General features: G+C 72.7%; 21 protein-coding genes. 4 read left to right on the top strand and 17 right to left on the bottom strand.

Annotated features, from left to right (window positions below; translation table 11 throughout):
- From AB0K65_RS25985 to AB0K65_RS25940, 10 genes are all read right to left on the bottom strand, one after another.
- Positions 1 to 405, bottom strand: coding sequence for a cytidine deaminase (locus AB0K65_RS25985; protein ID WP_365720502.1), 405 nt, complete (start codon positions 403 to 405; stop codon positions 1 to 3).
- Positions 402 to 1,691, bottom strand: a complete 1,290-nt coding sequence (locus AB0K65_RS25980) for an ABC transporter permease (RefSeq protein WP_365720500.1) — start codon at positions 1,689 to 1,691, stop codon at positions 402 to 404. The genes AB0K65_RS25985 and AB0K65_RS25980 overlap by 4 nt, the downstream gene beginning before the upstream one ends.
- Positions 1,688 to 2,800: an ABC transporter permease gene (locus tag AB0K65_RS25975; protein WP_365720498.1), complete on the bottom strand. Its 1,113-nt coding sequence runs from the start codon at positions 2,798 to 2,800 to the stop codon at positions 1,688 to 1,690. Before AB0K65_RS25975 ends, AB0K65_RS25980 begins: the two co-directional genes overlap by 4 nt.
- On the bottom strand, positions 2,797 to 4,401 hold the full coding sequence (locus AB0K65_RS25970; RefSeq protein ID WP_365720543.1) for an ABC transporter ATP-binding protein: 1,605 nt from the start codon (positions 4,399 to 4,401) through the stop codon (positions 2,797 to 2,799). The genes AB0K65_RS25975 and AB0K65_RS25970 overlap by 4 nt, the downstream gene beginning before the upstream one ends.
- A gap of 193 nt (positions 4,402 to 4,594) precedes the next feature.
- Positions 4,595 to 5,635 (bottom strand): BMP family ABC transporter substrate-binding protein, encoded by a 1,041-nt coding sequence (locus AB0K65_RS25965; RefSeq protein ID WP_365720496.1) that lies wholly within the window; start codon positions 5,633 to 5,635, stop codon positions 4,595 to 4,597.
- Between the two features lie 515 nt (positions 5,636 to 6,150).
- On the bottom strand, positions 6,151 to 7,365 hold the full coding sequence (locus AB0K65_RS25960) for an amidohydrolase (protein ID WP_365720494.1): 1,215 nt from the start codon (positions 7,363 to 7,365) through the stop codon (positions 6,151 to 6,153).
- A 116-nt stretch (positions 7,366 to 7,481) separates the two neighbouring features.
- Complete coding sequence (locus tag AB0K65_RS25955; RefSeq protein WP_365720541.1) at positions 7,482 to 8,693, bottom strand: hypothetical protein; 1,212 nt, start codon at positions 8,691 to 8,693, stop codon at positions 7,482 to 7,484.
- A gap of 239 nt (positions 8,694 to 8,932) precedes the next feature.
- Positions 8,933 to 9,832, bottom strand: a complete 900-nt coding sequence (locus AB0K65_RS25950; RefSeq protein ID WP_365720492.1) for an N-acetylneuraminate synthase family protein — start codon at positions 9,830 to 9,832, stop codon at positions 8,933 to 8,935.
- Positions 9,833 to 9,846: 14 nt separating this feature from the next.
- Positions 9,847 to 11,169: an acylneuraminate cytidylyltransferase gene (locus tag AB0K65_RS25945; RefSeq protein WP_365720490.1), complete on the bottom strand. Its 1,323-nt coding sequence runs from the start codon at positions 11,167 to 11,169 to the stop codon at positions 9,847 to 9,849.
- Positions 11,169 to 12,476, bottom strand: coding sequence for a DUF6716 putative glycosyltransferase (locus AB0K65_RS25940; protein ID WP_365720488.1), 1,308 nt, complete (start codon positions 12,474 to 12,476; stop codon positions 11,169 to 11,171). The genes AB0K65_RS25945 and AB0K65_RS25940 overlap by 1 nt, the downstream gene beginning before the upstream one ends.
- 219 nt (positions 12,477 to 12,695) lie before the next feature.
- On the opposite strand from AB0K65_RS25940, the gene AB0K65_RS25935 reads away from it, so the two are divergent.
- Positions 12,696 to 13,703: a glycosyltransferase family 2 protein gene (locus tag AB0K65_RS25935; RefSeq protein WP_365720486.1), complete on the top strand. Its 1,008-nt coding sequence runs from the start codon at positions 12,696 to 12,698 to the stop codon at positions 13,701 to 13,703.
- Complete coding sequence (locus tag AB0K65_RS25930; protein WP_365720484.1) at positions 13,700 to 15,109, top strand: polysialyltransferase family glycosyltransferase; 1,410 nt, start codon at positions 13,700 to 13,702, stop codon at positions 15,107 to 15,109. The genes AB0K65_RS25935 and AB0K65_RS25930 overlap by 4 nt, the downstream gene beginning before the upstream one ends.
- Before the next feature lie 96 nt (positions 15,110 to 15,205).
- Here the strand turns inward: AB0K65_RS25930 and AB0K65_RS25925 are convergent, their stop codons facing one another.
- The 3 genes from AB0K65_RS25925 to AB0K65_RS25915 all read right to left on the bottom strand — a co-directional run bounded on the left by AB0K65_RS25925 (position 15,206) and on the right by AB0K65_RS25915 (position 18,471).
- Positions 15,206 to 16,027 carry a MerR family transcriptional regulator gene (locus tag AB0K65_RS25925; RefSeq protein WP_365720482.1) on the bottom strand — a complete coding sequence of 274 codons (822 nt, stop codon included), beginning with the start codon at positions 16,025 to 16,027 and terminating at the stop codon, positions 15,206 to 15,208.
- A gap of 140 nt (positions 16,028 to 16,167) precedes the next feature.
- Positions 16,168 to 16,821: a leucine efflux protein LeuE gene (gene leuE, locus AB0K65_RS25920; RefSeq protein WP_365720480.1), complete on the bottom strand. Its 654-nt coding sequence runs from the start codon at positions 16,819 to 16,821 to the stop codon at positions 16,168 to 16,170.
- Between the two features lie 69 nt (positions 16,822 to 16,890).
- Entirely contained in the window at positions 16,891 to 18,471 is a 1,581-nt protein-coding gene (locus AB0K65_RS25915; protein ID WP_365720478.1) for a methylmalonyl-CoA mutase family protein, read from the bottom strand.
- Between the two features lie 190 nt (positions 18,472 to 18,661).
- Here AB0K65_RS25915 and AB0K65_RS25910 point away from each other — a divergent pair, with 190 nt between their 5' ends.
- The gene (locus AB0K65_RS25910) at positions 18,662 to 19,534 is read left to right on the top strand and encodes a L,D-transpeptidase family protein (RefSeq protein ID WP_365720476.1); all 873 of its coding nucleotides are present in this window, start codon (positions 18,662 to 18,664) and stop codon (positions 19,532 to 19,534) included.
- A gap of 173 nt (positions 19,535 to 19,707) precedes the next feature.
- Here the strand turns inward: AB0K65_RS25910 and AB0K65_RS25905 are convergent, their stop codons facing one another.
- The 3 genes from AB0K65_RS25905 to AB0K65_RS25895 all read right to left on the bottom strand — a co-directional run bounded on the left by AB0K65_RS25905 (position 19,708) and on the right by AB0K65_RS25895 (position 22,546).
- Complete coding sequence (locus AB0K65_RS25905) at positions 19,708 to 20,877, bottom strand: hypothetical protein (protein ID WP_365720474.1); 1,170 nt, start codon at positions 20,875 to 20,877, stop codon at positions 19,708 to 19,710.
- Entirely contained in the window at positions 20,877 to 21,554 is a 678-nt protein-coding gene (locus tag AB0K65_RS25900; RefSeq protein WP_365720539.1) for an RNA polymerase sigma factor, read from the bottom strand. The genes AB0K65_RS25905 and AB0K65_RS25900 overlap by 1 nt, the downstream gene beginning before the upstream one ends.
- 332 nt (positions 21,555 to 21,886) lie before the next feature.
- Complete coding sequence (locus tag AB0K65_RS25895) at positions 21,887 to 22,546, bottom strand: hypothetical protein (protein WP_365720472.1); 660 nt, start codon at positions 22,544 to 22,546, stop codon at positions 21,887 to 21,889.
- A gap of 75 nt (positions 22,547 to 22,621) precedes the next feature.
- On the opposite strand from AB0K65_RS25895, the gene AB0K65_RS25890 reads away from it, so the two are divergent.
- On the top strand, positions 22,622 to 23,368 hold the full coding sequence (locus AB0K65_RS25890; RefSeq protein ID WP_365720470.1) for a Clp protease N-terminal domain-containing protein: 747 nt from the start codon (positions 22,622 to 22,624) through the stop codon (positions 23,366 to 23,368).
- A 236-nt stretch (positions 23,369 to 23,604) separates the two neighbouring features.
- Here AB0K65_RS25890 and AB0K65_RS25885 read toward each other — a convergent pair whose 3' ends face one another.
- Positions 23,605 to 24,153 carry a hypothetical protein gene (locus AB0K65_RS25885; protein WP_365720468.1) on the bottom strand — a complete coding sequence of 183 codons (549 nt, stop codon included), beginning with the start codon at positions 24,151 to 24,153 and terminating at the stop codon, positions 23,605 to 23,607.
- Positions 24,154 to 24,163: the final 10 nt, after the last annotated feature.

Here is a 24,163-nt window from a genome sequence, read left to right as displayed (position 1 = left end):
CTACGGGGCCAGGTGACCCGGGCCGAAGGCCTGCGGAAGCATCTCGGCGAGCGTGGTCCGCCCGGCCGGAGTCTCCAGGACGAGCTCGGGGCCGCCGAACTCGTACAGCAGCTGCCTGCAGCGCCCGCACGGGACGAGGGACTCGCCGCGTCCGTCCACGCACACGAAGTGCGTCAGCCGCCCGCCCCCGGTCGCCTGGAGCTGCGAGACGAGCCCGCACTCGGCGCACAGGCCGATGCCGTACGAGGCGTTCTCGACGTTGCAGCCGAAGACCACCCGGCCGTCGTCGACGAGCGCGGCGGCGCCGACCGAGTAGCCCGAGTACGGCGCGTACGCGTGGGACATCGCCTCGCGCGCGGCCTCCCGCAGGGTCTCCCAGACCGCTTCCGGCACGGGGGGCGTCACTTGCCCTGCCCCTTGCGGTAGCGCATGCCGTCCGCCTTGGGCATCCGCAGCCGCTGCGCGGAGAGCGAGAGCACCAGCAGCGTCACGACGTACGGCGTGGCGCTGACGAACTCGACCGGGACGGTGTCCGTGCCGAGGTACCAGATCAGGACGCCGACGGCGATGACGGTGCTGATCTGGGCGGTGATCCAGCGCTTCTTGTACGCCTTCCACACGGCCAGGATCACGAGGATCGCGAAGAGCAGCAGGAGCAGGGCGTGCACGGACTGGCCGCCACTGCGCAGCTGGAGCGCGTCGGCGAAGCCGAACAGGCCGGCGCCCATGGCGAGGCCGCCGGGCCGCCAGTTGCCGAAGATCATCGCCGCGAGGCCGATGTAGCCGCGGCCGCCGGTCTGGCCCTCGTTGTAGATGTGCGAGGTCACCAGCGACAGGAACGCGCCGCCGAGTCCGGCGAGGCCGCCGGAGACGACCACGGCGATGTACTTGTACTTGTACACGTTGACGCCGAGGGACTCCGCGGCGATCGGGTTCTCGCCGCAGGAGCGCAGCCGCAGACCGAACGGGGTCTTCCACAGCACGAAGTACGTGCCGATCACGAGCAGCACGGCGAGGACCGTCACCAGCGAGAGGTTGGTGACCAGACCGCCGAGGATGCCGGCGAGGTCCGAGACGAGGAACCAGTGGTGCTTCTCGATGTCGGCCAGCCAGTCGGACAGCCCCGGGACGGTGATCGAGGTGATGTCCTCGGCCGGCGGGGACTGCTTGGGGCTGCCGCCCCTGGCCGCGGCCTCGCCGGTGTTGAACCACAGCTTGGCGAAGTAGGTGGTGACACCCAGCGCCAGGATGTTGATCGCGATGCCGGAGATGATGTGGTCGACGCCGAAGGTGACGGTGGCGACCGCGTGGAGCAGGCCGCCGAACATGCCGCCCACGATGCCGGCGAGGACGCCGAGCCAGGGGTCGGTCTGCCAGCCGGCCCAGGCACCGAAGAAGGTGCCGAGGATCATCATGCCTTCGAGGCCGATGTTGACCACGCCCGCGCGCTCGGACCACAGGCCGCCGAGGCCGGCGAGGCCGATCGGGACGGCGAGGGAGAGGGCGGCGCTGATCTGGCCGGCCGAGGTGAGGTCCTGCGCACCGGTGATGGCGCGTACGGCGGAGAGGGCGATGAGCCCGCCCGCCACGATCAGCAGGATCCAGGGAAGCGAGAGGCGGGCGCGGCCGCCCTTGCCGCCGGACACCTTGGGTGCCGCGGGCGGCGGGGTGGAAGTCGCCGTGGCGGTCACGCCGACACCTCCGTCTTGTCGTTGGAACGAGCCTGGGCCGCGAGCTTCTCGCCGACCTGGCGCTGCTGGCGCTTGAGGCCGTAACGGCGCACGACCTCGTAGGCGATGACGACACAGAGGACGATGACGCCCTGCATGACGCCGACGATCTCCTTGTCGTACCCCTCGAACTCGAGCTTGCCGCTGCCGCGCTCCAGGAAGCCCCAGAGGATCGCGCCGAGGGCGATGCCGACCGGGTGGTTGCGGCCGAGGAGGGCGATGGCGATACCGGTGAAGCCGATGCCGACCGGGAAGCCGCCGCCGTACTCGTAGGAGTCGTTGAGCAGGGTCGGCATACCGATCAGACCGGCCATGGCGCCGGAGATCAGCATGGACGTGACGACCATCTTCTTGACGTTCACACCGCTGGCCGCGGCGGCCGTGTCGGACTGGCCGACCGTGCGCAGGTCGAAGCCGAAGCGGGTGCGGGAGAGGGTGAACCAGTACCCGACGCCGGCGATGACGGCGATGACCAGGAAGCCCCAGATGGGCTCCGGGGTGGTCGGGAACTCGAAGAAGTGCGAGGACTCCGGGAGCGGGCTCGTGGCGACCTCGGTGCCGGCCGCGTCCAGGTAGCCGAGGCGGCCCGGCTGGAGGAGGTAGCCGATGATCGCGGTCGCGATGAAGTTGAGCATGATCGTGGAGACGACCTCGCTCACACCCCGGGTCGTCTTGAGGACACCCGCGATGCCCGCCCACATGGCGCCGACGATCATCGCGGTGATGATGATCAGCGGGATCTGGACGATGCCCGGCAGCGTCAGCGCGCCGCCGACGGCGGCGGCGAAGAACGCGGCGAGGCGGTACTGGCCGTCGACGCCGATGTTGAACAGGTTCATGCGGAAGCCGATGGCCACCGCGAGACCCGCCAGGTAGTACGTCGTCGCCTTGTTGATGATGTAGACCTGGCTGTCCGACTTCACGCCGTACTCGAACATGATGCCGAAGGCGCTGAACGGCTCCTTGCCGGTCGCGACCAGGACCAGAGCGGTGATCAGGAAGGCGGCGACGACCGCCAGGAGCGGTGCCGCGAGGCCGAGGAGCAGCCGCTCCTTGTCGATCTTCTTCATCGGGCCTCGTCCTCCGGGCCGTCGGTGGCCTCGGGGCTGTCGCCCTCGGGGCCTTCGTGCGCAAGGTGGCCGGTGGCGGCACCGGTCATGGCCGAGCCGAGCTCCTCCGGCGTGATGGTGGCCGGGTCCGCGTCGGCGACCAGACGGCCGCGGTACATGACGCGCAGCGTGTCGGAGAGGCCGATCAGCTCGTCGAGGTCGGCGGAGATCAGCAGCACGGCCAGACCCTCGCGGCGCGCCTCGCGGATCTGGTCCCAGATCTGCGCCTGCGCGCCGACGTCCACGCCCCGGGTGGGGTGCGCGGCGATCAGCAGCTTCGGGTCGTGGCTCATCTCGCGGCCGACGATCAGCTTCTGCTGGTTGCCGCCGGAGAGCGAGGCCGCGGTGACGTCGATGCCGGGGGTGCGGACGTCGTACTCGCGGACGATCCGCTCGGTGTCCCTGCGGGCGGCCTTCAGGTCGAGGATGGCGCCCTTGGAGTTCGGCTTCTCGGTGACGTGACCGAGGATGCGGTTCTCCCAGAGGGGGGCCTCCAGGAGCAGGCCGTGCCGGTGGCGGTCCTCGGGGATGCAGCCGATGCCGTCCTCGCGCCGCTTGCGGGTGGGCGCGGCGGAGATGTCGGCGCCGTCCAGGGTGAGCACACCGTGATCGGGGTGGCGCATGCCCATGATCGCGTCGACGAGCTCGGACTGGCCGTTGCCCTCGACGCCGGCGATGCCGAGCACCTCACCCTTGTGGATGGTGAAGGTGATGCCGTCGAGCACCGCGCGGACGATGCCGTCGGGGTCCACGGCGCTGAGGGACAGGCCCTCGACCGTGAGCATCGGGACGTCCGTGACCGTCGACTCGCGGGTCTCCGGGGAGGGCAGCTCGCTGCCGACCATCAGCTCGGCGAGCTGCTTGGGCGTGGTGGAGGCCGGGTCGGCGGTGCCGACCGTGGTGCCGCGGCGGATGACGGTGATGTCGTCCGCGACGGAGAGGACCTCGCCCAGCTTGTGGGAGATGAAGATGACCGTGAGGCCCTCGGCCTTGAGCTCGCGCAGGTTGTCGAAGAGCGCGTCGACCTCCTGCGGGACCAGGACGGCGGTCGGCTCGTCGAGGATCAGCGTGCGGGCGCCGCGGTACAGCACCTTGAGGATCTCCACGCGCTGACGGTCGGCCACGCCCAGGTCCTCGACGAGGACGTCGGGGCGGATGCCGAGACCGTACGCGTCGGAGATCTCCTTGATCTTCGCGCGGGCCTTGTCGCCGATGCCGTGGAGCTTCTCGGAACCGAGGACGACGTTCTCGAGGACGGTGAGGTTGTCCGCGAGCATGAAGTGCTGGTGGACCATGCCGACACCGCGGGCGATGGCATCACCCGGGTTGCTGAACGACACCTGCTCGCCGTCGATCGCGATGGTCCCCTCGTCCGGCTTCTGCATGCCGTAAAGGATCTTCATCAGGGTCGACTTGCCCGCTCCGTTCTCGCCCACGAGGGCGTGCACGGTGCCGCGGCGCACGGTGATGTCGATGTCGTGGTTGGCCACGACGCCCGGGAAACGCTTGGTGATGCCGCGGAGTTCTACGGCGTGGGGACTACTGGAGCTGGAGGCTTTGATGGCGCACTCTCCTAGGCAGGGAGCGTGAGGAGGATGAGGCAGGACGCAGGCGCTGTCGGTGGCGAAAAATACCGCGTGGACCGGGAGCTACGCGCGTAGCGTTCGCGAAAATGTTCAACTGCCCATGGGCATACGTGTGAAGGGGGCCCGGAGTGTCGGCCGAAGCCGCAGTCCGGGCCCCCTCCGACGAGCGTCAGAGGGTCGTGGCGACCTTGATCTGGCCGTCGACGATCTTCTTCTTGGCCTCGTCCAGCTTGGCCTGGATGTCCTCGAGGTGGCCGCCCGTGGTGGTCAGGGAGACGCCGTTCTCGGCCAGGGAGTAGATGTGCTCACCGGTCAGCGGCTTGCCGTCCTTGACGGACTTGATCAGGTCGAAGACGCCGGTGTCGACGTTCTTGACGACCGAGGTCATGATCGAGCCGGCGTACTTGGACAGGGCCGGGTCCTTGGCCTGGTCCGAGTCGACGCCGATCGCCCAGGTGCCCGGCTTGGCGGCGACGGCCTCGATGGCGCCGGCGCCCGAGCCGCCCGCGGCGGCGAAGATGACGTCGATGCCCTTGTCGAGCATGCCCTTCGCGGCGGCCTTGCCCTTGTCCGGGGCACCGAAGCCGGAGAGGTCCGTACCGGTGGACAGGTACTGGATCTGGACGGTGGCGGCCGGCTTGGTGTCCTTGACGCCCTGCTGGAAGCCGGCGGCGAACTTCTTGATCAGCGGGAGGTCGACACCACCGATGAAGCCGATCTTGCCGTCCTTGGACTTCAGCGCGGCGGCGACACCGGCGAGGTAGGAGCCCTGCTCCTCGGTGAAGACGATCGAGTCGACGTTCTTCTTGTCGGACACCGAGTCGATGAGGCCGAAGGTGGTCTTCGGGAACTTGGCGGCGACCGCGTCGATCGCGTCCTTGTAGGCGAAGCCGACACCGATGACGGGGTTGTAGCCGCCCTCGGCCAGCGAGGCGAGGCGCTGCTCACGGTCGGCCGGGGTCTCACCGTTCTTGGCGGTGAGCTCCTTGGTCTCGACGCCCAGGTCGGCCTTGGCCTTGTCGAGACCGCGCGCGGCGGAGTCGTTGAAGGAGTTGTCGCCACGACCACCAACGTCGTAGGCCATACCGACCTTGATGGTGCCCGAGTCGGAGCCCGTGTCCTCGGTGGAGGACTCTCCGCAGGCGGTGGCAGTGAGAGCGAGAGCCGCGGTGACAGCACACGCGGCGGTGATCTTGGATACCCGGCGCACGAGGAGGTCCCTTCAAGACTGACCGAAAGCGCCTCTTGCGGCGCTGGTTTCGGGCGATCGTAACGCGCGTAGATGTCAGTTAAAGACCCGTTCACGAGTCGTTACCGGATCGAAGCGCAGCATCCGGTCCCACGCCGGACGCTCCCCCTCCGCCGCGGCCGGGATCCGCACGCTGTGCTCATCGATCCTCACCCGGCAGTCTCCCACCGGACCCCTCGGCGCTCAACCGAGGCCGCGCCGCGCGAGCCGGAGGTTCACCCTCACCGCCGGGCGCTCCGCTCGGCCGGCTCCGGCGTCGAGGTTCTCCGCCGGTAGCCCCCGTGCGTACGGCCGGGCTCGCGCGTGCGGGGCGGGGGCGCGCCGGGGGTGACACCGCCCCCACGACGGAGCGGGAGGACGCGTGCGCCGCGTCCTCCCGCTCCTCGCGTGCCGGGGCGACCGGCCGCGCCGCCGCGTTTCGGCCATCCTCCGCCGCCCGGCAGGCGGCCTCGGGGCGGCGCGCCGCGGGGATGCGGCTACGCGCCGCCGTTCAGCAGGGCGGCGGCCGTGAAGAGTTCCACACCGACCTCGATGGCGGCCTCGTCGACGTCGAAGTCCCCCGCGTGCAGATCGCGGCGGGTGGTGTCGCCGGGGACGCGGACGCCGAGGCGGGCCATGGCGCCCGGGACGTGCTCCAGGTACCAGGAGAAGTCCTCGCCGCCGAGGCTCTGCTCGGTGTCCTCGATCGCATACGGTCCGCGGCGGGCGGTCATGGCGGCAGCCAGGAGGTCGGCGACGGCCGGGTCGTTGACGACCGGCGGGACGCCGCGGACGTAGCTGATGGTCGACTTGGCGCGGTGCAGCGTGGCGATCTCGTCGACCGCCGCGTGGACCAGGTCGGGCGCGTCGCGCCAGGTGTGCAGGTCGAGGCAGCGGACGGTGCCGGAGAGCGCCGCGTTCTGCGGGATGACGTTGCAGGCGTGGCCGGACTCGATGCGGCCCCAGGTGACCGAGAGGCCGGAGCGGGCGTCCACGCGGCGGGCGAGGACGGCCGGCACGTCGGTGGCGACGCGGGCGACGGCGGTGATCAGGTCCGTGGTCATGTGAGGACGGGCGGTGTGACCGCCGGGGCCGTCCAGGGTGACCTCCAGCCGGTCGCAGGCGGAGGTGATGGGGCCGTGGCGCAGCCCGATCCGGCCGGCGTCGACCTTCGGGTCGCAGTGCACGGCGATGATCCGGCCGACCCCGTCCAGCACACCGGCCTCGATCGCGTCGGCGGCGCCGCCGGGCAGCACCTCCTCGGCGGGCTGGAAGATCAGTCGCACGGCGTTCGGCAGGAGCCCCCGGCTGTCGAGGTCGGCGAGGACGAGACCGGCGCCGAGGACCGTGGTGGTGTGGACGTCGTGGCCGCAGGCGTGCGCGCGGTTGGGCACGGTGGAGCGGTACGGGACGGTCTTGACGTCCGGGATGGGCAGCGCGTCGAGGTCGGCGCGGATCGCCAGCATGGGGCGCACCCCGTCCCAGGTGCCGATGTCACACACGAGCCCCGTGCCCGCCGGGAGGACCTTCGGCGCCAGGCCGGCCGCCTCCAGGCGGCCCATCAGGGCCGCGGTCGTACGGAACTCCTGGTTGCCGAGCTCGGGATGCATGTGCAGGTCACGGCGGAAGGCGATCAGTTCTTCGCGCAGCGACGCGGACAGCGTTCCGGGCAGAGCGACGGAGCCGGGCTCACGGGACTTCAACTGGTTCACCTTTTGAAGGGTAGGCCCCCAGGGTGGTCAACTGCCCGATGATCACGAAAAGTTCAACCCGATAGGGGAAAGAAAACCCGCTGACGAGGCGTGACGGCCGTCCTTTGTGGGTAACCTCACCCGAATTCGAGCCGTTCGACGGCCGGGGCGGCACGGGCGGTGAGCCGGTCGACCTCGTGGGCCGCGGTGCCGGCGACACCGGCCAGGAAGCCCTGGGCCCGGGGGGAGACGTGCGCGCTCAGCCACTCGGGCGCGATCTCGCAGACGGCGACCTTGACGCCCGTGCCTTCCAGGGCCAGCGGAAGGGTGTGCACGACCGTGGACGGGAAGCTGACCACCGTACGGCCGATGGGGCCGCGGCGGGCGATCACCTCCAGCGGGAGGTCGGGGCGGACGATCTCGAGCCCGGTCTCCACCGCGATCCGGTGCAGTTTCTCGGTGCTCTCGCGGCGGTGGGCGAAGTACCGGGTCGCGCCGTGGGCGCGGGCGAGGTCGGCCACGGCCTGTGTGTACCGGTCGGCGTCGACCACGCCCGTCTCGACGAGCGAGGTCCCGACGAGGTCGGCGCCGCGGGTGAGGCGGGGCGGTCCGAAGCGGGCCCGGGTCCAGGCGAAGGTGTGCGGTGTGACCGTCGTGCCCGGGGGCGGGTCGACGGGGAGCGAGGTGAAGATCTCCACCGTGCGGTGCCGGGTGGGGGCGAGCCGGCGGCGGGCCAGGGCGGAGACGGGGGCGAGGACCAGCTCGCGGGGTCCCCGGCTGCCCTTGCGGTGCCAGCGGACCAGGCGCTCGCCGCGCGCGAGCTGGGCGGCGTACTCCATCGTGGCGGTGCCGTCGTCGACGACGGTGAGCCGACGGGGGCCGAACAGGGTCAGCAGCAGCTGGACGTAGCGGGAGAACGGGTCGCCGACGATCACCCGGTCCGCGGCCCGCAGCAGCGGTGCCAGGTCCCGCAGCGTCCGGACGAGGGCCCCCCGGCCTCCGCGGGCCTCCTGCCAGCGGACGTGGAACCCCTCGTCACGGGCCAGCTGCGCCATGCGCCGCAGCTGGCCGCGGGACATGGGGTCGGTCGGGGAGAGCACGACGATGGTGAGCCGGGGGGCGGACGCGGGAGCGTCGGCGGCCGAGGCGGGGGTGGGGGCGGAACCGGGAGCCGGTTCGGTGGTGGAGGGCGTGAGGGGGGCTTTCCCGGCGCCGGGGGGCGGGAGGTCCGGCGCCTGGGGTGCGGGGGCGTGGGGTGCGGGGGCGTGGCCCCCGTCGGGCGCCTGGGGTGCGGGGGCCTCGGGTGCGGATGGCGCGGCCGGCCGGGGCCCCGGGGGCGTCGGGGGCAGGCCCGCCGGGTCGGCCGGGACCGTCGTCCGGTGGCGGGTGCGCTGGGCCGGAAGGGCAGGGAGGGCCGGGAGGGCCGCCTCCGGGCCCGCGGTGGCTGCCCGGTCCGGCACCGGGGCGGTGGAGGCCGCGCCCGGCGCGGGGGCGGCGGCCTCCCGTTCCGGGGCGGTCGCCGCGGCGTGGGCCCATTCCAGGACGTTCAGGAGCTGGACCGGGCTCTCGACGAACGCCAGCTGCCCGGTCATGCGGCGACGAGCCCCTGGACCCGACGGAGCTTCTTCATGGGGCCGAGCTCGGACTCGTAGACCTTCTTGACCCCGTCACCGAGCGCGGTCTCGATGGTGCGGATGTCGCGGACCAGCCGCTGGAGGCCCTGCGGCTCGACGGACGCGGCCTGGTCGGAACCCCACATCGCGCGGTCGAGGGTGATGTGCCGCTCGACGAAGGTGGCGCCGAGGGCGACGGCGGCCAGCGTGGTCTGCAGGCCCGTCTCGTGGCCGGAGTAGCCGATCGGGACGTTCGGGTACTCCTCCTTCAGGGTGTCGATCACCCGGAGGTTCAGCTCCTCGGCCTTGGCCGGGTACGTCGACGTGGCGTGGCAGAGCAGGATGTTGTCGCTGCCCAGGACCTCGACGGCGTGGCGGATCTGCTTCGGCGTCGACATGCCCGTCGAGAGGATGACCGTACGGCCGGTGGCGCGCAGCGCACGGAGCAGCTCGTCGTCCGTGAGGGAGGCGGAGGCGACCTTGTGGGCCGGGACGTCGAACTTCTCCAGGAAGGCGACGGCCTCGGTGTCCCACGGGGAGGCGAACCAGTCGATGCCCCGCTTGCGGCAGTGCTCGTCGATGGCGCTGTACTCGTCCTCGCCGAACTCCACGCGGTGGCGGTAGTCGATGTAGGTCATCCGGCCCCAGGGGGTGTCGCGCTCGATGTCCCACTGGTCGCGCGGGGTGCAGATCTCCGGGGTGCGCTTCTGGAACTTCACCGCGTCGCAGCCCGCGTCGGCGGCCGCGTCGATGAGCGCGAAGGCCTTGTTCAGGTCGCCGTTGTGGTTGATGCCGATCTCGCCCGTGACGTAGACGGGGTGGCCGGGGCCCGCGACCTTGCTGCCGAGGGTACGGGTGCGGGTGTCGGTGCTCATGGCTCGTGTGTTCCTTACGCGTCGGGGGTGTGGAGCTCGGGTCCGAGGAGCCAGGCCGCGATCTCGCGGATGGCTCCGGAGCCACCGGGGGTGACGGTGACCGCACGGGCGGCGGCCCGTACGGAGTCGTGGGCGCTGCTCACCGCGACGGGCCAGCCGACGAGGTGGAAGCAGGGCAGGTCGTTGACGTCGTTGCCCGCGTAGAGCACGCGCTGGGGGTCGATCGCCTGCTCCTCGCACCACTGCTTGAGGGCGAGGTCCTTGCGCTCGATGCCGTGCAGGACCGGGATCCGGAGCTTGCGGGCCCGGGCGGCGACGACGGGGTTCCGTTCGGAGGAGAGGATCAGGAGCGGGACGCCGGTGCGGCGCAGGGCCGCGATGCCGAGGCCGTCCCCGCGGTGCACGGAGACGAACTCCCGTCCTTCGGCGTCGATGTGGACGCGGTCGTCGGTCTGGGTGCCGTCGAAGTCGAGGACGATCGCGTCGACGTCGCCGATCCGGGGCGTGACCGGGGTGTCGAGGAGCGGCGCGAGGGCGCGGGCGCGGGCCAGGTCGTGGGGGTCGTCGATCTCCAGGACCCGGGACGGGTCGGTGACCACGAGCGCGGTGCGGCCGAAGAAGCGGTGGCGGTGGGTACGGAAACCCTCGGCGTCCATGGCGTAGACGGCGCCGGTCTCCAGGTACTCCGGCTCCAGGTCCTGGCGGCGGGGACGGTGTGCCTTGTCGTGGTTGACGCCGGTGCCTCCGCCCTCGCCGGTGCGCCGCCACAGGAAGCCGTGGCTGGGGGCGACGGTGAGGGCCGTGTCGGCACCGGCGGCGATCTCCGCCACGGCGCCGTTGACGTCCGCCGGGGTGAGGAAGGGGCTGGTGCACTGGACGAGCAGGACGGTGTCGACGCGCCGGCCGGCGGTGGCCTCGAAGGCGTCCAGCGCGTGCAGCACCGCCGATTCGCTGGTGGCGGTGTCACTGGAGAGGGACGGGGGACGCTGCACCGCCTCCGCCCCGGCGGCGCGGGCCTCGGCCGCGATCGCCGCGTCGTCGGTGGAGACGACGACATGGGTGACCAGACGGGCACCGAGGCAGGCCCGGATCGCGCGGGCGACCAGCGGGACGCCCGCCACGGGGGCCAGGTTCTTGGCGGGGACGCCCTTGGAACCGCCGCGCGCCGGGATCACGGCGAGGACGGTGCCCGTGCGCTCCGGCGGGAAGGTGCTCGCGTGCGCCGCTGCCGCCTGAACAGCGGTCGGCTGGGCAGCGGTCGCCTTCCCCGCGGCCGGCTTCGTCACGGCCGCCTTCGTCCCGGTCTTCTTCCCGGCGGTCGCCTTCGTCGCGGTCATCAGAGTTCTCCCAGCCTGCGGATGACGGGGGCCACGCGCTGGACGCCGTGGCGGTACGCGCCCCGCGCCGCCTCCCGGATGACGCGGCGCAGTCCGCTGTCGCGCGGCTCCGGGGCGGTCACGTCGAGGCGGTGGCGGGCGAGGATGCCGGGCAGGTAGCCGGGGGCCGTCTCCGCCGTGTAGTAGGGGGCGATCGGGGGCAGCCCGGACGGCCGGTCCAGCAGCTCGCCGACGCGTGCCCGCGCCGCGTCGAAGGCGTTCGCGTACGAACCTCCTCCCGCGGTGCCGGCGGCGGCCACGCCCTGGCGCGCGAGCCACTCCTCGTCCGGCGTCGGCCGCACCCCGGCGTCGAGGCGGTCGAAGGAGGTCAGCATGCCCGAGCCGAGGAAGTGGTGGTTGCCGAGCACCTCGCGGACGCCGAGGTCGGTGAGGACCGCTGTGGGGATGCGCCGGTGCAGCGCTTCGAGCGCGGCCGTCGAGGAGACCGTGACCAGCAGGTCGGTGCGGTCGAGCACCTCGCCCATGTGCCCGTAGACCAGGCGGAAGTTGGGCGGCACCGCGAGTTCGCGCACCAGTCGCTGGTACGGGAGCTCCTCCAGGTGCGTCGTGTGCTCGCCCGGCTTGGAGCGCAGCTTGAGGAGGACCTCGCGCTCCGGGTGCCTGCGGGCGTGTCCGACCAGCCGGCGCAGCAGGTAGGTGCGTTCGGCGCGGGTGGCCGGCACGGACGGCTGGGCGGCGAAGACAAGGGTGTCGCGGCCGGGCTCGGGGGCATAGGGGGCGCCGCCGAGGAAGGGCAGCGCGGCCTCGACGACCGGGGAGGGGTCGGCGCCCACCCCCTCGTACACCGCGCGGAACCGCTCGGCGTCGTGCCGGGAGTTGGCGAGGACGACGTCGGCCCCGTGGCGCAGCAGCAGGCCGTCGGCGAGCTTCTCGTAGACCACGCCGACGTAACCGGTGACGATCACCGGCCGCCGGTCGAGGGCGAGTTCGGCCAGCCCGTGCAGGACGGCGCGGACCGTGCCGCCGACGAGGGCGAGGACGACGACGTCGAACCCCTCGCCACGGGCCGCCGCGTCCCGTACCGCGCGCAGGAACTCCGCTCCCGTCACCTCGCGCGGAGGCGTCGTGGACGCCCCGGTCTCGGCGAGCTGGCGCGCGGTCGGGGTGGCCCGGCCGCGCAGGAGGAAGCCGGCGGGTTCCACGGCGTCGGCCGTGATCCGGCGCGCGGTGAGCGCGCCCCATTTCCACCGGGTGTCGGAGTCGGCGAGTACGGCGACACGCGCCGTTTCTCTGGTACTTACTGGCACGCCGAGGACGTTAGAGAGCCATTCCGGTGGTCGGCCCAACTGGGACGCAACAAACGGTGAACAGCACCGCTACGCCTTCTGAAAACGGCCGTGAAAGGGGTGTCGCCGACGTTGCCGTGGCTTTTCCCGGGGTCGGTTAAGGGCCCCGCCGCTTTGTGTTCACCGGGCATCTCTCTGCCGGTCAGTACGAATGCCGGGGCGGCGCATAGCGTCGGCCGCGTGGTCAAGCTCTCCGTCGTCGTGCCGTTCTACAACGTGCACGCATACGCCCCGGACACCCTCAGGAGCCTGCGCGCCAACGCCCGCGAGGACTTCGAGTTCCTTCTCGTCGACGACTGCTCGACGGACGGGACCACGGAGCTGCTCGAACGGGCCGGGCGCGAGGTCCCGGGCGCCGTCCTGCTCCGACACGCACGCAACGAGGGCCTCGCCACCGCGCGCAACACCGGCCTGGACGCGGCCCGCGGCCGCTACCTCGCCTTCCTCGACGGGGACGACTGGATCGCCCCCGGCCACTACGCCGAACTGGTGGAGACCATCGAGCGGTTGGGATGCGACTTCCTGCGCACCGATCACGTGCGGGTGACCGGCCGGGCCCGTACGGTGCGCCGGTCCCCGGTCGGGCGGCGCGGCGAGGTGCTGCGCCCGCGGGACGCGATCCTGCCCGCCGACCGGACGACGTCGGTGGACTACCCGTACGCATGGGCGGGGCTCTACGACCGGCGGCTGCTCGACCGCGGCCTGCTGCGCTTCACGCCCGGGCTGCGGACGGCGGAGGACCGGCCGTGGATCTGGAGACTGCACCGGGAGGCGGATTCCTTCGCCGCGGTGAGCACGCTGGGAATCTTCTACCGGCGCGGAGTCTCCACGTCTCTCACACAGGTCGGCGATATACGACAGCTCGATTTCATTCGCGCATTCGACCAGGTGATCGACGAAACAATGGACGATCATGAAGCCGGCCTCCTCCTCCCGAAAGCGGTCCGCACCTATTGCGCGCTCATTTCCTACCACCTCGGCAACACCGGGCGATACGAACCGGCCGTGGCCAGGGAATTGCGGGCGATGAGCGCGGCGGCGCTGCGGCGCATGCCGCGGGACGTTCTCCACGAGGCGCTGGGATCGATGGACGCCCAGCGTGCCGCGGTGCTGCGCAGGCTGCTCCGCCGTCACCGCGCGGCCGCCGTCGCCCTCCCCCGGGCCCGGCGCGCGGAGGTGCCCGCGTGAGGACCACCCGGATCTTCTACGCCTCCACCCTGTTCGGAGCCACGACGCTGGCCGCCGCCCTGGACAGCGGCTGCTTCGGCCCCGCCGACAGGCGGCTGCTGGTCGTCGCCGACAACGCGGCGGTGCCGGAGACGACGGCCGCGCTGGACGAGATGCCCGGTTTCGAAGGACTGCGGGGCCGTTTCGACGCCGTCCTGTCCTGGAACGAGGCGATCTCGCCGCTCCACCCCGCCGGCTGGACCCCCCGGGCCGACGACCTGCCCCTCCTGGAGCGCCATCTGCGGCTGCTGTGGGGGCTCGGCGACGACCGGCTCGAACTGGCCCTGGAGTCCGTGCAGGTGACGCCCGCGCTGACGCTCGCCCGGCTGTTCCCGGACGCGGCGCTCGACGTGTACGCGGACGGGCTGATGAGCTACGGCCCGACCCGTAACAAGATCGAGCCGCTCGTCGGCGAGCGGGTGCGGCGGCTGCTCCACCTCGACCTGGTGCCCGGCCTCGCGCCGCTGCTGCTCGCGGAGTACGGGGTGCGGGCGACGGTGGTCCCCACGGAGGCGTTCACCAAGGTTGTCGCCGAGCTGGCGGAGACGTCCGGCGACGTGGCGGGAGCCGAAGGCGCGGCGGGTACGGCGGCGGGAGCGGGGGCGGAGCCGGGGGCGGGTGCTGCGAGTCCGGCAGGCGCGGGCGGCTCAGCGGGCGCGGGCGAGGAGGACGGGCCCGCTCTGCTCCTCGGGCAGTACCTGGCGGCGCTGTCCCTTCTCACCCCGGCCGAGGAGGAGGAGCTGCACCTGCGGATGGTCCGCGGCGCGATCGCGCGCGGGCACCGGCGGCTCGCGTTCAAGCCGCACCCCACGGCGCCGGACGCCTGGACCAGGAGCCTGGCGCTGGAGGCGGAGCGGCTCGGCGCCGAACTGACCGTCCTGGACCGCCCCGTCCTGGCCGAGGTGCTCTACCGGGAGCTGCGGCCGGCGCTGGTGGTCGGCTGCTTCTCCACCGGACTCTTCACGGCCCGCGCCTTCTACGGCATCCCGGTCGCCCGGGTCGGCACCCGGACGCTCCTGGCCCGGCTGACCCCGTACCAGAACAGCAACCGGGTCCCCGTCACCCTCGCCGACGCGCTCCTGCCGGATCTGGAGGAGGACGCGCCGGGCCGGGTCCCGGAAGCGGAGGACCTGGCCGGGCTGGTCGCGGCGGTCGGGTTCGCCATGCAGCCGAAGATCCGTCCGGACCTGCGGGACGCCGCCGTGCGCCATCTCTCGGGGCCGCTCGCCGAGCGCACCCGGCACCACTTCACGCGCCGCCGCCTGACCGTGCTCGGCCTTCCGGGCGGCCTCCCCGTTCCCCGGCATCCCCGCGTCCGCCGCCTCGCCCGCCACGCGCTGCGCCTGAAGCGGGCGCTGAGCCGATAGCGGGGCGGGGCCGCGGGAGGGGCGGGGCCGCGGGAGGGGCGGGGCCGCGGGAGGGGCGGGGCCGGTCCGGCCCCGTCCCCCGCCGCGGGCCGGCCGTCACACGCGGACGACCGCCTCCTGGAGTTCCGTCACCCACTTCGACCTGTCGTCCGGGCATTCCAGGTACAGCTCCCTGGCGTAGCCCGCCGAGCGGTATCCGTGGGCGTCGATCCAGGTGGCCAGGGTCTGGGCGGTCGGCAGGATGTCGTCCATCGGGCCCCGGTGGACGACCGTGGCCGCCTCCTCCAGCCCGGGCAGGACGACGAAGTCGACCCCGTCCGCCTCCGCCCCGTCCGGGACGGTCATACCGGCGTGCACGACGACCGAGCCGTCGCCGTTGCCCGCGTCCTCGTAAGAGGCGATCCCCGGGCCGAACCCGGACACGCCCGCCGCCGCCAGCCGCTCGCACAGCCGGTCGAAGAGGGGCTGGATCACCGGCCCGATCTCGCCGGGCCCGAAGCCGGCGGCCACCCCGCTCAGTTCGGCCAGACGGACCGGCGGCACCTTCTTGATCACGACGTCCTGGGTGGACATGCGTCCCTCGCTCTCGATGGCCCGGAGCCTCGACCCGACCTGGGCGAGCCGTCCCGCCGCCTCCGCCAGCGCCGTCTCCAGCTCGGCCTGGCGCAGCCGCAGCATGCCGCGCAGCTCCTCGGCGCCGACCCGCTCGTCGAGGATCACCCGCACCTGATCGAGGGTTAAGCCGAGTTCCTTGAGCGCGATGACGCGGTTGAGCCGGGCGAGCTGATCCGCCTCGTAGAAGCGGTAGCCGCTGTGCGGGTCGACGTGGGCCGGGCGCAGCAGTCCGATGGCGTCGTAGTGGCGCAGCATGCGGACCGACACCCGCCCGTGCCGGGCGAAGTCTCCGATGATGAACATGACGCCCCCTACGGAACGGCCTCACACGGTGTCAGGGTCAACCAGCTCCGGCCCCCGGGGCTCGGGCGCCGCGGCCGCACGGCGCCGGACCGCTCGCCTGTTCGTTCGGCCCCGGCCCCTGAGGGCGCGGACGCCGGAGTTCAGGCCCCGGCCAGCGAGAGCTTCGCCGCGAAGCCGAGGAAGAGGGCGCCGGCGGCCGTGGTCGCTCCCGCCGCGAGCCGGCGGCGGGAGCGGAAGGCCGCCGCGAGCCGGGTCCCGCCGAATATCAGCGTCGTGAGGTAGAGGAAACTGCCGAGCTGGAGCAGCGTGCCGAGGACCAGGAAGGAGAGCGCCGGATAGGCGTACCCGGGGTCCACGAACTGCACGAAGAAGGAGATCAGGAAGAGGATCGCCTTGGGATTGAACAGGCTGATGATCAGCGCGCGGCGGTACGGCCGCTCCTCGGGGGCGGCCGGGGCCTCGGCCGGCCCGTCGGCGGACATCTCGCCTCGGGCCCGCCACATCGCCCACGCCGCCCGCAGCATCCCGACGGCCATCCAGGTCAGATAGCCCGCGCCCGCGTACTTCACGATCATGAAGAGGAGCGGCGTGGTCTGCAGCAGCGACGCCGCCCCGAGGGCGGCGAGCGTCATGAGGACCGCGTCGCCGGTGAAGACGCCGGCCGCGGCCTTGTATCCGGTCCGGGTGCCCTTGCGGGCAGCGACGGACAGCACGTACAGCGAGTTCGGCCCCGGCAGGAGGATGATGAGGACGAGGCCCGCGAGATAGGTCGGCAGATCGGTGACACCCAGCATGAGGCGGAGTCTCGCACAGGGGTACGACACTCCGCCTCGTGATTCCGTATGCCGGAAAGGCCGGAAAGATCAGAAGGCGTCGGTCGGGACGTAGGTGCCCCAGACCTCGCGCAGCGCGTTGCAGACCTCGCCGACCGTCGCGCGCGCCCTGAGCGCGTCCTTCATCGGGTAGAGCACGTTGTCGGTGCCCTCCGCGGCCTTCTTCAGCTCGACGAGCGCCGCGTCCACGGCCGCCTGGTCCCGCTCGGCGCGCAGCCTGGCGAGCCGCTCGGCCTGCTGGGCCTCGATCGCCGGGTCCACCCGCAGCGGCTCGTAGGGCTCCTCGACGTCCATCGTGTAGCGGTTGACGCCGACGACGACCCGCTCACCGCTGTCGGTCTCCTGCGCGATGCGGTAGGCGGAGCGCTCGATCTCGCTCTTCTGGAAGCCGCGCTCGATCGCGTTGACGGCGCCGCCGAGGTCCTCCACCTTCTCCATGAGGGCGACCGCGGCCGCCTCGACGTCGTCGGTCATCTTCTCCACGACGTACGACCCGGCGAACGGGTCGACGGTGGCGGTGACGTCCGTCTCGTAGGCGAGGACCTGCTGCGTGCGCAGGGCGAGCCGGGCGCTCTTGTCCGTCGGCAGGGCGATGGCCTCGTCGAAGGAGTTCGTGTGCAGCGACTGGGTGCCGCCGAGGACGGCCGCGAGCCCCTGGACGGCCACGCGCACCAGGTTCACCTCGGGCTGCTGGGCGGTGAGCTGCACGCCGGCGGTCTGGGTGTGGAAGCGGAGCATCAGCGACTTCGGGTTCTTCGCGCCGAACTCCTCCTTCATCACCCGGGCCCAGATCCGGCGGGCGGCACGGAACTTCGCGACCTCCTCGAGGATGGTCGTACGGGCCACGAAGAAGAAGGAGAGCCGGGGCGCGAAGTCGTCCACGTCCATGCCCGCGGCGACGGCGGTACGGACGTACTCGATGCCGTCCGCGAGGGTGAACGCGATCTCCTGCGCGGGCGAGGCGCCGGCCTCGGCCATGTGGTAGCCGGAGATCGAGATGGTGTTCCACTTCGGGATCTCGGCCTTGCAGTACTTGAAGATGTCCGCGATCAGCCGCAGCGACGGCTTGGGCGGGAAGATGTACGTGCCGCGGGCGATGTACTCCTTGAGCACGTCGTTCTGGATCGTGCCGGTCAGCCGGTCCGCCGGGACGCCCTGTTCCTCGCCCACGAGTTGGTAGAGCAGGAGCAGCAGGGCGGCGGGGGCGTTGATGGTCATCGAGGTCGAGACCTTGTCCAGCGGGATCCCGCCGAAGAGCACGCGCATGTCGTCGATCGAGTCGACGGCCACGCCGACCTTCCCGACCTCGCCGTGCGCGATCGGGGCGTCGGAGTCGTGGCCCATCTGGGTGGGCAGGTCGAAGGCGACGGACAGGCCCATGGTGCCGTTGTCGATGAGCTGCTTGTAGCGGGCGTTGGACTCGACGGCGGTGCCGAAGCCCGCGTACTGACGCATCGTCCAGGGCCGGCCGGTGTACATCGACGGGTACACGCCGCGGGTGAAGGGGTACGAGCCCGGCTCGCCCAGCTTCTCGGCGGGGTCCCACCCTTCCAGGGCGGCCGGTCCGTAGACCGGCTCGATGGGCAGCCCCGACTCCGACTCCCGCGCCATCTGCTGTGCCTCCCGATAGACCTACTCAGCGGTACCGAACGTCGTGACGGACTGTAGCGGCGGCCGTGCGGCGGATGGAGGCCCGCACGCTGGGACCTTCCTCACAGCATGCTCCGGACTTTCCGCCGCCGCGCAACCAAGCGGGGCCGGTAGGCATCACATAAGTCACAGACTCATTCGGGGGGCAGAGATGAACCGTTCGTCCGTCATACGCAGAGCACTTCTGGCCGCGGCCGCCGTGGCCCTGGCCACCGGCTGTACGGCCCAGGCGGCCGGCTCGGGCGGGACGGCGGCGCCGTCGTCGTCGCCCACCTCCGCGTCGTCCTCCCCGGCTCCCGAACCGAGCGACTCCGCGTCCTCGGCGGAGCCGACGGAGACCCCCTCGACGGACGACGAGCCGTCCTCCTCGCCCACCGCGGACGCGCCCGCGGGCAAGGTCCTGATGAAGGACGGCGACGAGAACACGCAGGTGCGGGAGCTGCAGGCGCGGCTGCGCCAGGTCGGCTACTTCGACCGGGCGCCCACCGGCTTCTACGGCACGATCACGGGCAAGGCCGTCTCGGCCTTCCAGAAGAAGCGGGAGCTGCCGCAGACCGGTTCGGTGGACGAGACCACCTGGCAGCGTCTGGTCGCGATGACCCACGAGCCGACGGCGGACGAGCTGAAGCCGTCCACGACGAACAAGCTGGACACGCCGGACGCCCGCTGCATGACGGGCCGGGTGCTGTGCATCAGCAAGGAGAGCAGGACGCTGGCCTGGATGATCGACGGCAAGGTCGTCTCGTCGATGGACGTGCGCTTCGGTTCGGAGAACACGCCGACCCGCGAGGGCATCTTCAACGTCGACCGCAAGGTCCGTAACGACTGGTCGAAGCTCTACCACACGCCGATGCCGTACTCGATGTACTTCAGCCGGGGACAGGCCGTGCACTACTCGGCGGACTTCGCCGCCCGCGGCTACAACGGGGCCTCGCACGGCTGCGTGAACGTACGGGACCGGGGGAAGCTCTCGGCGCTCTTCGACCAGGTGCGGGTCGGCGACAAGGTCGTCGTCCACTGGTGAGCGGCTGCCGCCCGGTGGCGGACGGCCGAGGAGGAAGGGGCGCGGGTGGGACCGGGGGAACGTGTCCCACCCGCGCCTGTGCGCAGAGCCGAAGGTACGGGGGGAACCTTGGCTCCATGCGCGGCCGATGACCAGTCGGCTCACTCAGTACTGCGTCGGCGGGCCCGAAAGTGTCACACCTGGAGGGTGAGGGGCTGCGCGACGGCCGGTCCAGCGGTGTTCTTGGGGGCGGCGAGGGTGCGCCCGGACCGGTCGCGGCCCTTGCTCGGGCCGTCGGTACCGCCCTTGCCGGCGCTGGTGTTCCCGTGGCCGCCGCCGTGTCCGCCGCCGCCGTGTCCGCCGTTCCAGCCGCCGGAGCCGGGCGCTCCGACCGGGCCGGCGGCGCTGTCGCCTCGATCGCTCTCGTCGCCGGAGCCGTCGTCGCCGCTCTGGTCGTCGCCCCTGCCGCCGGAGTCGCCGCCGGAGGTCCGGCCGGTCGAGCCCGAGGACCCCGAACCGGTGGAACTCCCGTCGTCGCCCGAGCCGCTCCAGTCGCCGGCCAGGACGCGGTCGCAGAAGCGGCGGACGGTCTCGCCGCTCCGCGCCGATCCGGCGAGCCGCCGCTGGTCGCTGTCGTCCAGGCGTCCGGCCTTGTAGTCCTGGCACGCCTTGAGGGTCTTCGCCCGGAGGGTGGACGGGTCGGAGGTGCTCCCGCTCCGCCGGGGCTCCGGGCCGCCGCCGTCCGGTCCGGCCGTACCGCCGGAGCCCGGCGTGGCCGAGGGCGCGCCCGACGACGACGGGGACGGACCGGGGGACGGGCTCTCGGTGCCGGGGGGCGCCGGGGGCGTGACGGTGCCCGAGCCGTCCTCCGGGGTGCCGGAGAGCAGCGGTTCGGGGGTGTCGGCGACCTTCACGGACGAGGCGGGCGCGGGGGCGTCGGCGAACGGCCGGGGCAGCAGACCCGTGCCGGCGGCGACGGCGACGCCGCCCACGGCGACGGCCGCGACCGCGGCGGCCAGGCCGTACCGCAGGGAGCGCCCCCACTTCCGGGCGGTGGCGGGTGGGGCGAGCCGCACGCCGACGAGCTCGACGGCGGGGGCGGGCCCCGGTGCGCCGGCGGCGGACGCCGCGAGGGCGGCGGACCGCGCGGCCGTCACCTCACGGAAGGCGGCCAGGGCCGCCGCCTCGCCCGGAAGCTCGGCCTCCGCCGCGAGGGCGGGCGGCAGGGCACGGGCGGACTCGAGGGCACGGGCCAGGCGTTCTGCCTGTTCACGGGCGTGATCGTCGACGGGATCGACCGGTTCGCCGCGCAGCAACCGCTCCGCGGCCTCCTGGTCGAGCCATGGGTACCGCTCGTCGGCCATCACATGTCCTTCTGCGTACACGCGCGCGATTGCGTCACACCACCCGGGGCCGGGGCACCCTGCCCGCGGCCGCGCTGCGGCGGTACGCCCCCCAGCGGGACGGCGCCCGCGTCGGTCCCGTCGGCGCCGTCGACCCCGAGGAGTTCGGCGAGCCGCTTGAGACCGCGGTGCGCCGCCGTCCGTACGGCACCGGGACGTTTGCCGAGGGTGTCGGCGGCGCTCTTGGCGTCCAGGCCGACGACGACCCGGAGGACCACGGCCTCGGCCTGGTCCTGCGGGAGTTGCGCGATCAGATGCATGGTACGGCCGGTGGCGAGTGCTTCCATGGCCTCGTCCGCGGTGTCGGAGTCGGCCGGCTTGTCGGTGAGTTCGGTCTCGTCGCCGCCCACGGCGGGGCGCCTGCCCCGCATGCGGATGTGGTCGAGGGCCCGGTTGCGTGCGATGCGGGCCGCCCAGCCCCGGAACCGGTCGGCGTCGCCGTCGAAGCGGTCGAGGTCGCGGGCTATCTGGAGCCAGGACTCGGAGGCCACGTCCTCGGCGTCGGCGTCACCGACGAGCGTACGTATGTAGCCGAGCAGCCGAGGATGCACGGCGCGGTACACCGTACGGAAGGCGTCCTCGTCCCCGTTCCGCGCGGCGAGCACGGCGGCCGTCAGCTCCGCGTCGTCCCCCAGCACTCCCCACAACCTGTTCGTCATCGCGGCTGGTCACCACCGCCACGCCGCCCGGCGCGCAGCAGCACGCTACGTCTTCTCCGTCGTCGCGTCCATGTTCGTCCGCTCTTTGTACAAACTGCAACCTTCTCCGCCCGCTCGCGGTGTGACAGAAAACGCACGCCCGGCGCTGAGAGGAGTACGGGGCCGTGCTGCGGCCCCGGCGGACGACGACCGGGGCCTCTCCTGTGGGGGGTGGCGGCCCTGGTCGTCTTCCTTTTCCCCGGCGACGCCCCGTCACCACATCGGGTGACGCCCTCGTCGCCGCGCCTCCGTCGAGCCGCCGGGCCCCCCGCTCACTCCCCTGCGTCGCGGACCTCGGCGTGCCAGCGCCAGGACGTGAGCCGGTCATGGCCTTCGAGGTCCCCCCGGCCCGTCGCCCACAGCAGGGTCGGCCAGCGGTCGGTGTCCGTGGGCGCGTCGGGGAAGAGGCGGGTCAGGGTGCGGGCGCACAGGCCGGCCGGCGGGGTCCAGGGGACGCCGAGCCCGAGGGCGATGTCATGGGTGTGGACCAGGACCTCGACGATGCCCATCGCCGCGAAGCCCGCCGGGTCGGAGACCCCGTGGCAGTGGTACGAGCGCCGGTCGGCCGGAGCCGTACGGACCAGGGCGGTGAGCAGCGAGCCGCAGGACTCGACGACCTGGAGGAGGCCGGGGACGCCGGCCGCCGGGTCGGCGAAGGTGACGTTCGCCGGGCCTCCTTCACGCCGCCGGGTCCAGAGGAAGGGCACCTCCGTGTCGAGCGGCGGGGCTTCGAGGCCGATCTGGACCGCGTAGGCGAAGAGGTCGTCGGCGAGGTGCTCGGCGGTCTCCCAGCAGCTCCAGGTGAGCGAGCCGGCGGGGCGCTGCCAGTCGGCGGCGGTGCCTGCCGCCGAGGCGCCGCGCAGCGTGGCGAGGCAGAGGCGGACGGCGTGCTGGAGGTCGTCGGCGGCGAGGGCGTGCTCGGGCGTCGTCATGGCGATCATCATGACGACCCCTGCCCTGTCAACCGAAGGTTGACAGGGCAGGGGTGTCAACCTAGGGTTGCACCCATGACGAACCCAGTCGGCATGACCCATCCCGTCCGGCTCGACGACCTCATCGAAGCGATCAAGAAGGTCCACAGCGACGCACTCGACCAGCTCTCGGACGCCGTGATCGCGGCGGACCACCTCGGTGACGTGGCGGACCACCTCATCGGCCACTTCGTTGACCAGGCACGGCGTTCGGGCGCCTCCTGGACCGACATCGGCAGGAGCATGGGCGTCACCAGGCAGGCGGCCCAGAAGCGCTTCGTGCCCAAGGACCCGAAGGACTCGGACTCCGCGAAGCTGGACCCGGGCGAGGGCTTCAACCGGTTCACCCCCCGGGCCAGGAACGTCGTGATGGCCGCGCAGAACGAGGCCGCGGCGGCGCGCAACGCCGAGACGCTCCCCGGCCACCTCGCCCTCGGCCTCCTCGCCGAACCCGAGGGGATCGCCGTCCTCTGGATCACCTCGCGGGGCGTCACCCCCGACCAGGTGCGCGAGGCCGTCGCGGCGACGCTGCCACCGCCGGCGGAGGAGGTGCCCGGGCTCATCCCGTACGACGCGGGCGCGAAGAAGGTCCTGGAGCTCACGTTCCGGGAGGCCCTGCGCCTGGGTCACAACTACGTCGGCACGGAGCACATCCTGCTGGCGCTGCTGGAGTTCGAGGACGGCAAGGGCGTCCTCACGGGCCTCGGCCTCGACAAGGCGCGGGCGGAGCGCGAGATCGCGGAGACGATCGCCTCGGCGTCCCTGCCGGGCCAGGAGGCCTGACCGTTCCGGCCGGCCGCCCGGCGGGCTCCGGCCGGAACACCGTCCCCGAGGCGCGGCCCGCGGGCGAGCCGCGCCCTGCCGGGCCGCGCGGCCCGGTCCGAGCGCCTCGGGCGGCAGGGAACCTCGTGAGGACGCGGCAAGGGCCCTCGCAAGGCCACCGCACGGCGCACCCGGCCGTCGCACGCGCCGCCCACCCCGGCCGCACGGCTCCGCTCGGACGGCTCAGGCCGGACGGCTCAGGCCGTACGCGCCCTGCGCGAGACCACCGCGCGGAGCACCCGGCCGCCCTCCGTGGAGAGTTCGCGGGCCCGGCGCAGGCCGGTCGGGCCGTGGGCGACGGATTCCAGGACGGCGTGCTGGCGGCGCAGTTCGCCGGCGAGGAGCGGCCCCGCGCCGGTCGCGTCGCCGGAGCGGCACGCCTCGACCAGTTCGGGCGCGCCTCCCGCGCCGTCGTAACGACCGTGCAGCGTGAGGGCGGTGGCGGAGCAGCCCGAGGCCCAGGCGCGCAGGTCCGGCGCGGCCCACTCGGCGGGGGCGGCGCCCAGCATCTCCCGGACGAGCCGGGCAGCCTCGTCGTCGGCGGGGGCGTCGTCCAGCTCGACGCCGGCCTTGGCGAGCGCCTCGCCCCACGCGCCGCCGTCTCCGCGCGCCACCGCCGCCCAGACGGGCCGGAGCGCCTCGGCCCCGTCGGGCGCGAGCAGCGGCAGGCACCGGTCCAGGCAGGCGAGGCCGGCCGCGGCCAGACCCCGTTCGTCGGCCAGGTCGATCAGTTCCAGCAGGCTCATGGAGGCCTCC

The organism is Streptomyces sp. NPDC053755 (assembly GCF_040677675.1).
In the GTDB taxonomy this organism is placed as follows: domain Bacteria; phylum Actinomycetota; class Actinomycetes; order Streptomycetales; family Streptomycetaceae; genus Streptomyces.
Note: the sequence above shows the minus strand (reverse complement) of the source record. Positions and strands in the feature narration are given on the sequence as shown.

What these genes read in the sequence shown, in the direction of transcription:
- AB0K65_RS25885 (WP_365720468.1), bottom strand. Translation starts at nt 24,153, where the DNA reads ATGAGCCTGCTGGAACTGATCGACCTGGCCGACGAACGGGGTCTGGCC.
- AB0K65_RS25890 (WP_365720470.1), top strand. Translation starts at nt 22,622, where the DNA reads ATGACGAACCCAGTCGGCATGACCCATCCCGTCCGGCTCGACGACCTC.
- AB0K65_RS25945 (WP_365720490.1), bottom strand. Translation starts at nt 11,169, where the DNA reads ATGACCGCGACGAAGGCGACCGCCGGGAAGAAGACCGGGACGAAGGCG.
- AB0K65_RS25895 (WP_365720472.1), bottom strand. Translation starts at nt 22,546, where the DNA reads ATGACGACGCCCGAGCACGCCCTCGCCGCCGACGACCTCCAGCACGCC.
- AB0K65_RS25910 (WP_365720476.1), top strand. Translation starts at nt 18,662, where the DNA reads ATGAACCGTTCGTCCGTCATACGCAGAGCACTTCTGGCCGCGGCCGCC.
- AB0K65_RS25950 (WP_365720492.1), bottom strand. Translation starts at nt 9,832, where the DNA reads ATGAGCACCGACACCCGCACCCGTACCCTCGGCAGCAAGGTCGCGGGC.
- AB0K65_RS25925 (WP_365720482.1), bottom strand. Translation starts at nt 16,027, where the DNA reads ATGTTCATCATCGGAGACTTCGCCCGGCACGGGCGGGTGTCGGTCCGC.
- AB0K65_RS25905 (WP_365720474.1), bottom strand. Translation starts at nt 20,877, where the DNA reads ATGGCCGACGAGCGGTACCCATGGCTCGACCAGGAGGCCGCGGAGCGG.
- leuE (WP_365720480.1), bottom strand. Translation starts at nt 16,821, where the DNA reads ATGCTGGGTGTCACCGATCTGCCGACCTATCTCGCGGGCCTCGTCCTC.
- AB0K65_RS25975 (WP_365720498.1), bottom strand. Translation starts at nt 2,800, where the DNA reads ATGAAGAAGATCGACAAGGAGCGGCTGCTCCTCGGCCTCGCGGCACCG.
- AB0K65_RS25915 (WP_365720478.1), bottom strand. Translation starts at nt 18,471, where the DNA reads ATGGCGCGGGAGTCGGAGTCGGGGCTGCCCATCGAGCCGGTCTACGGA.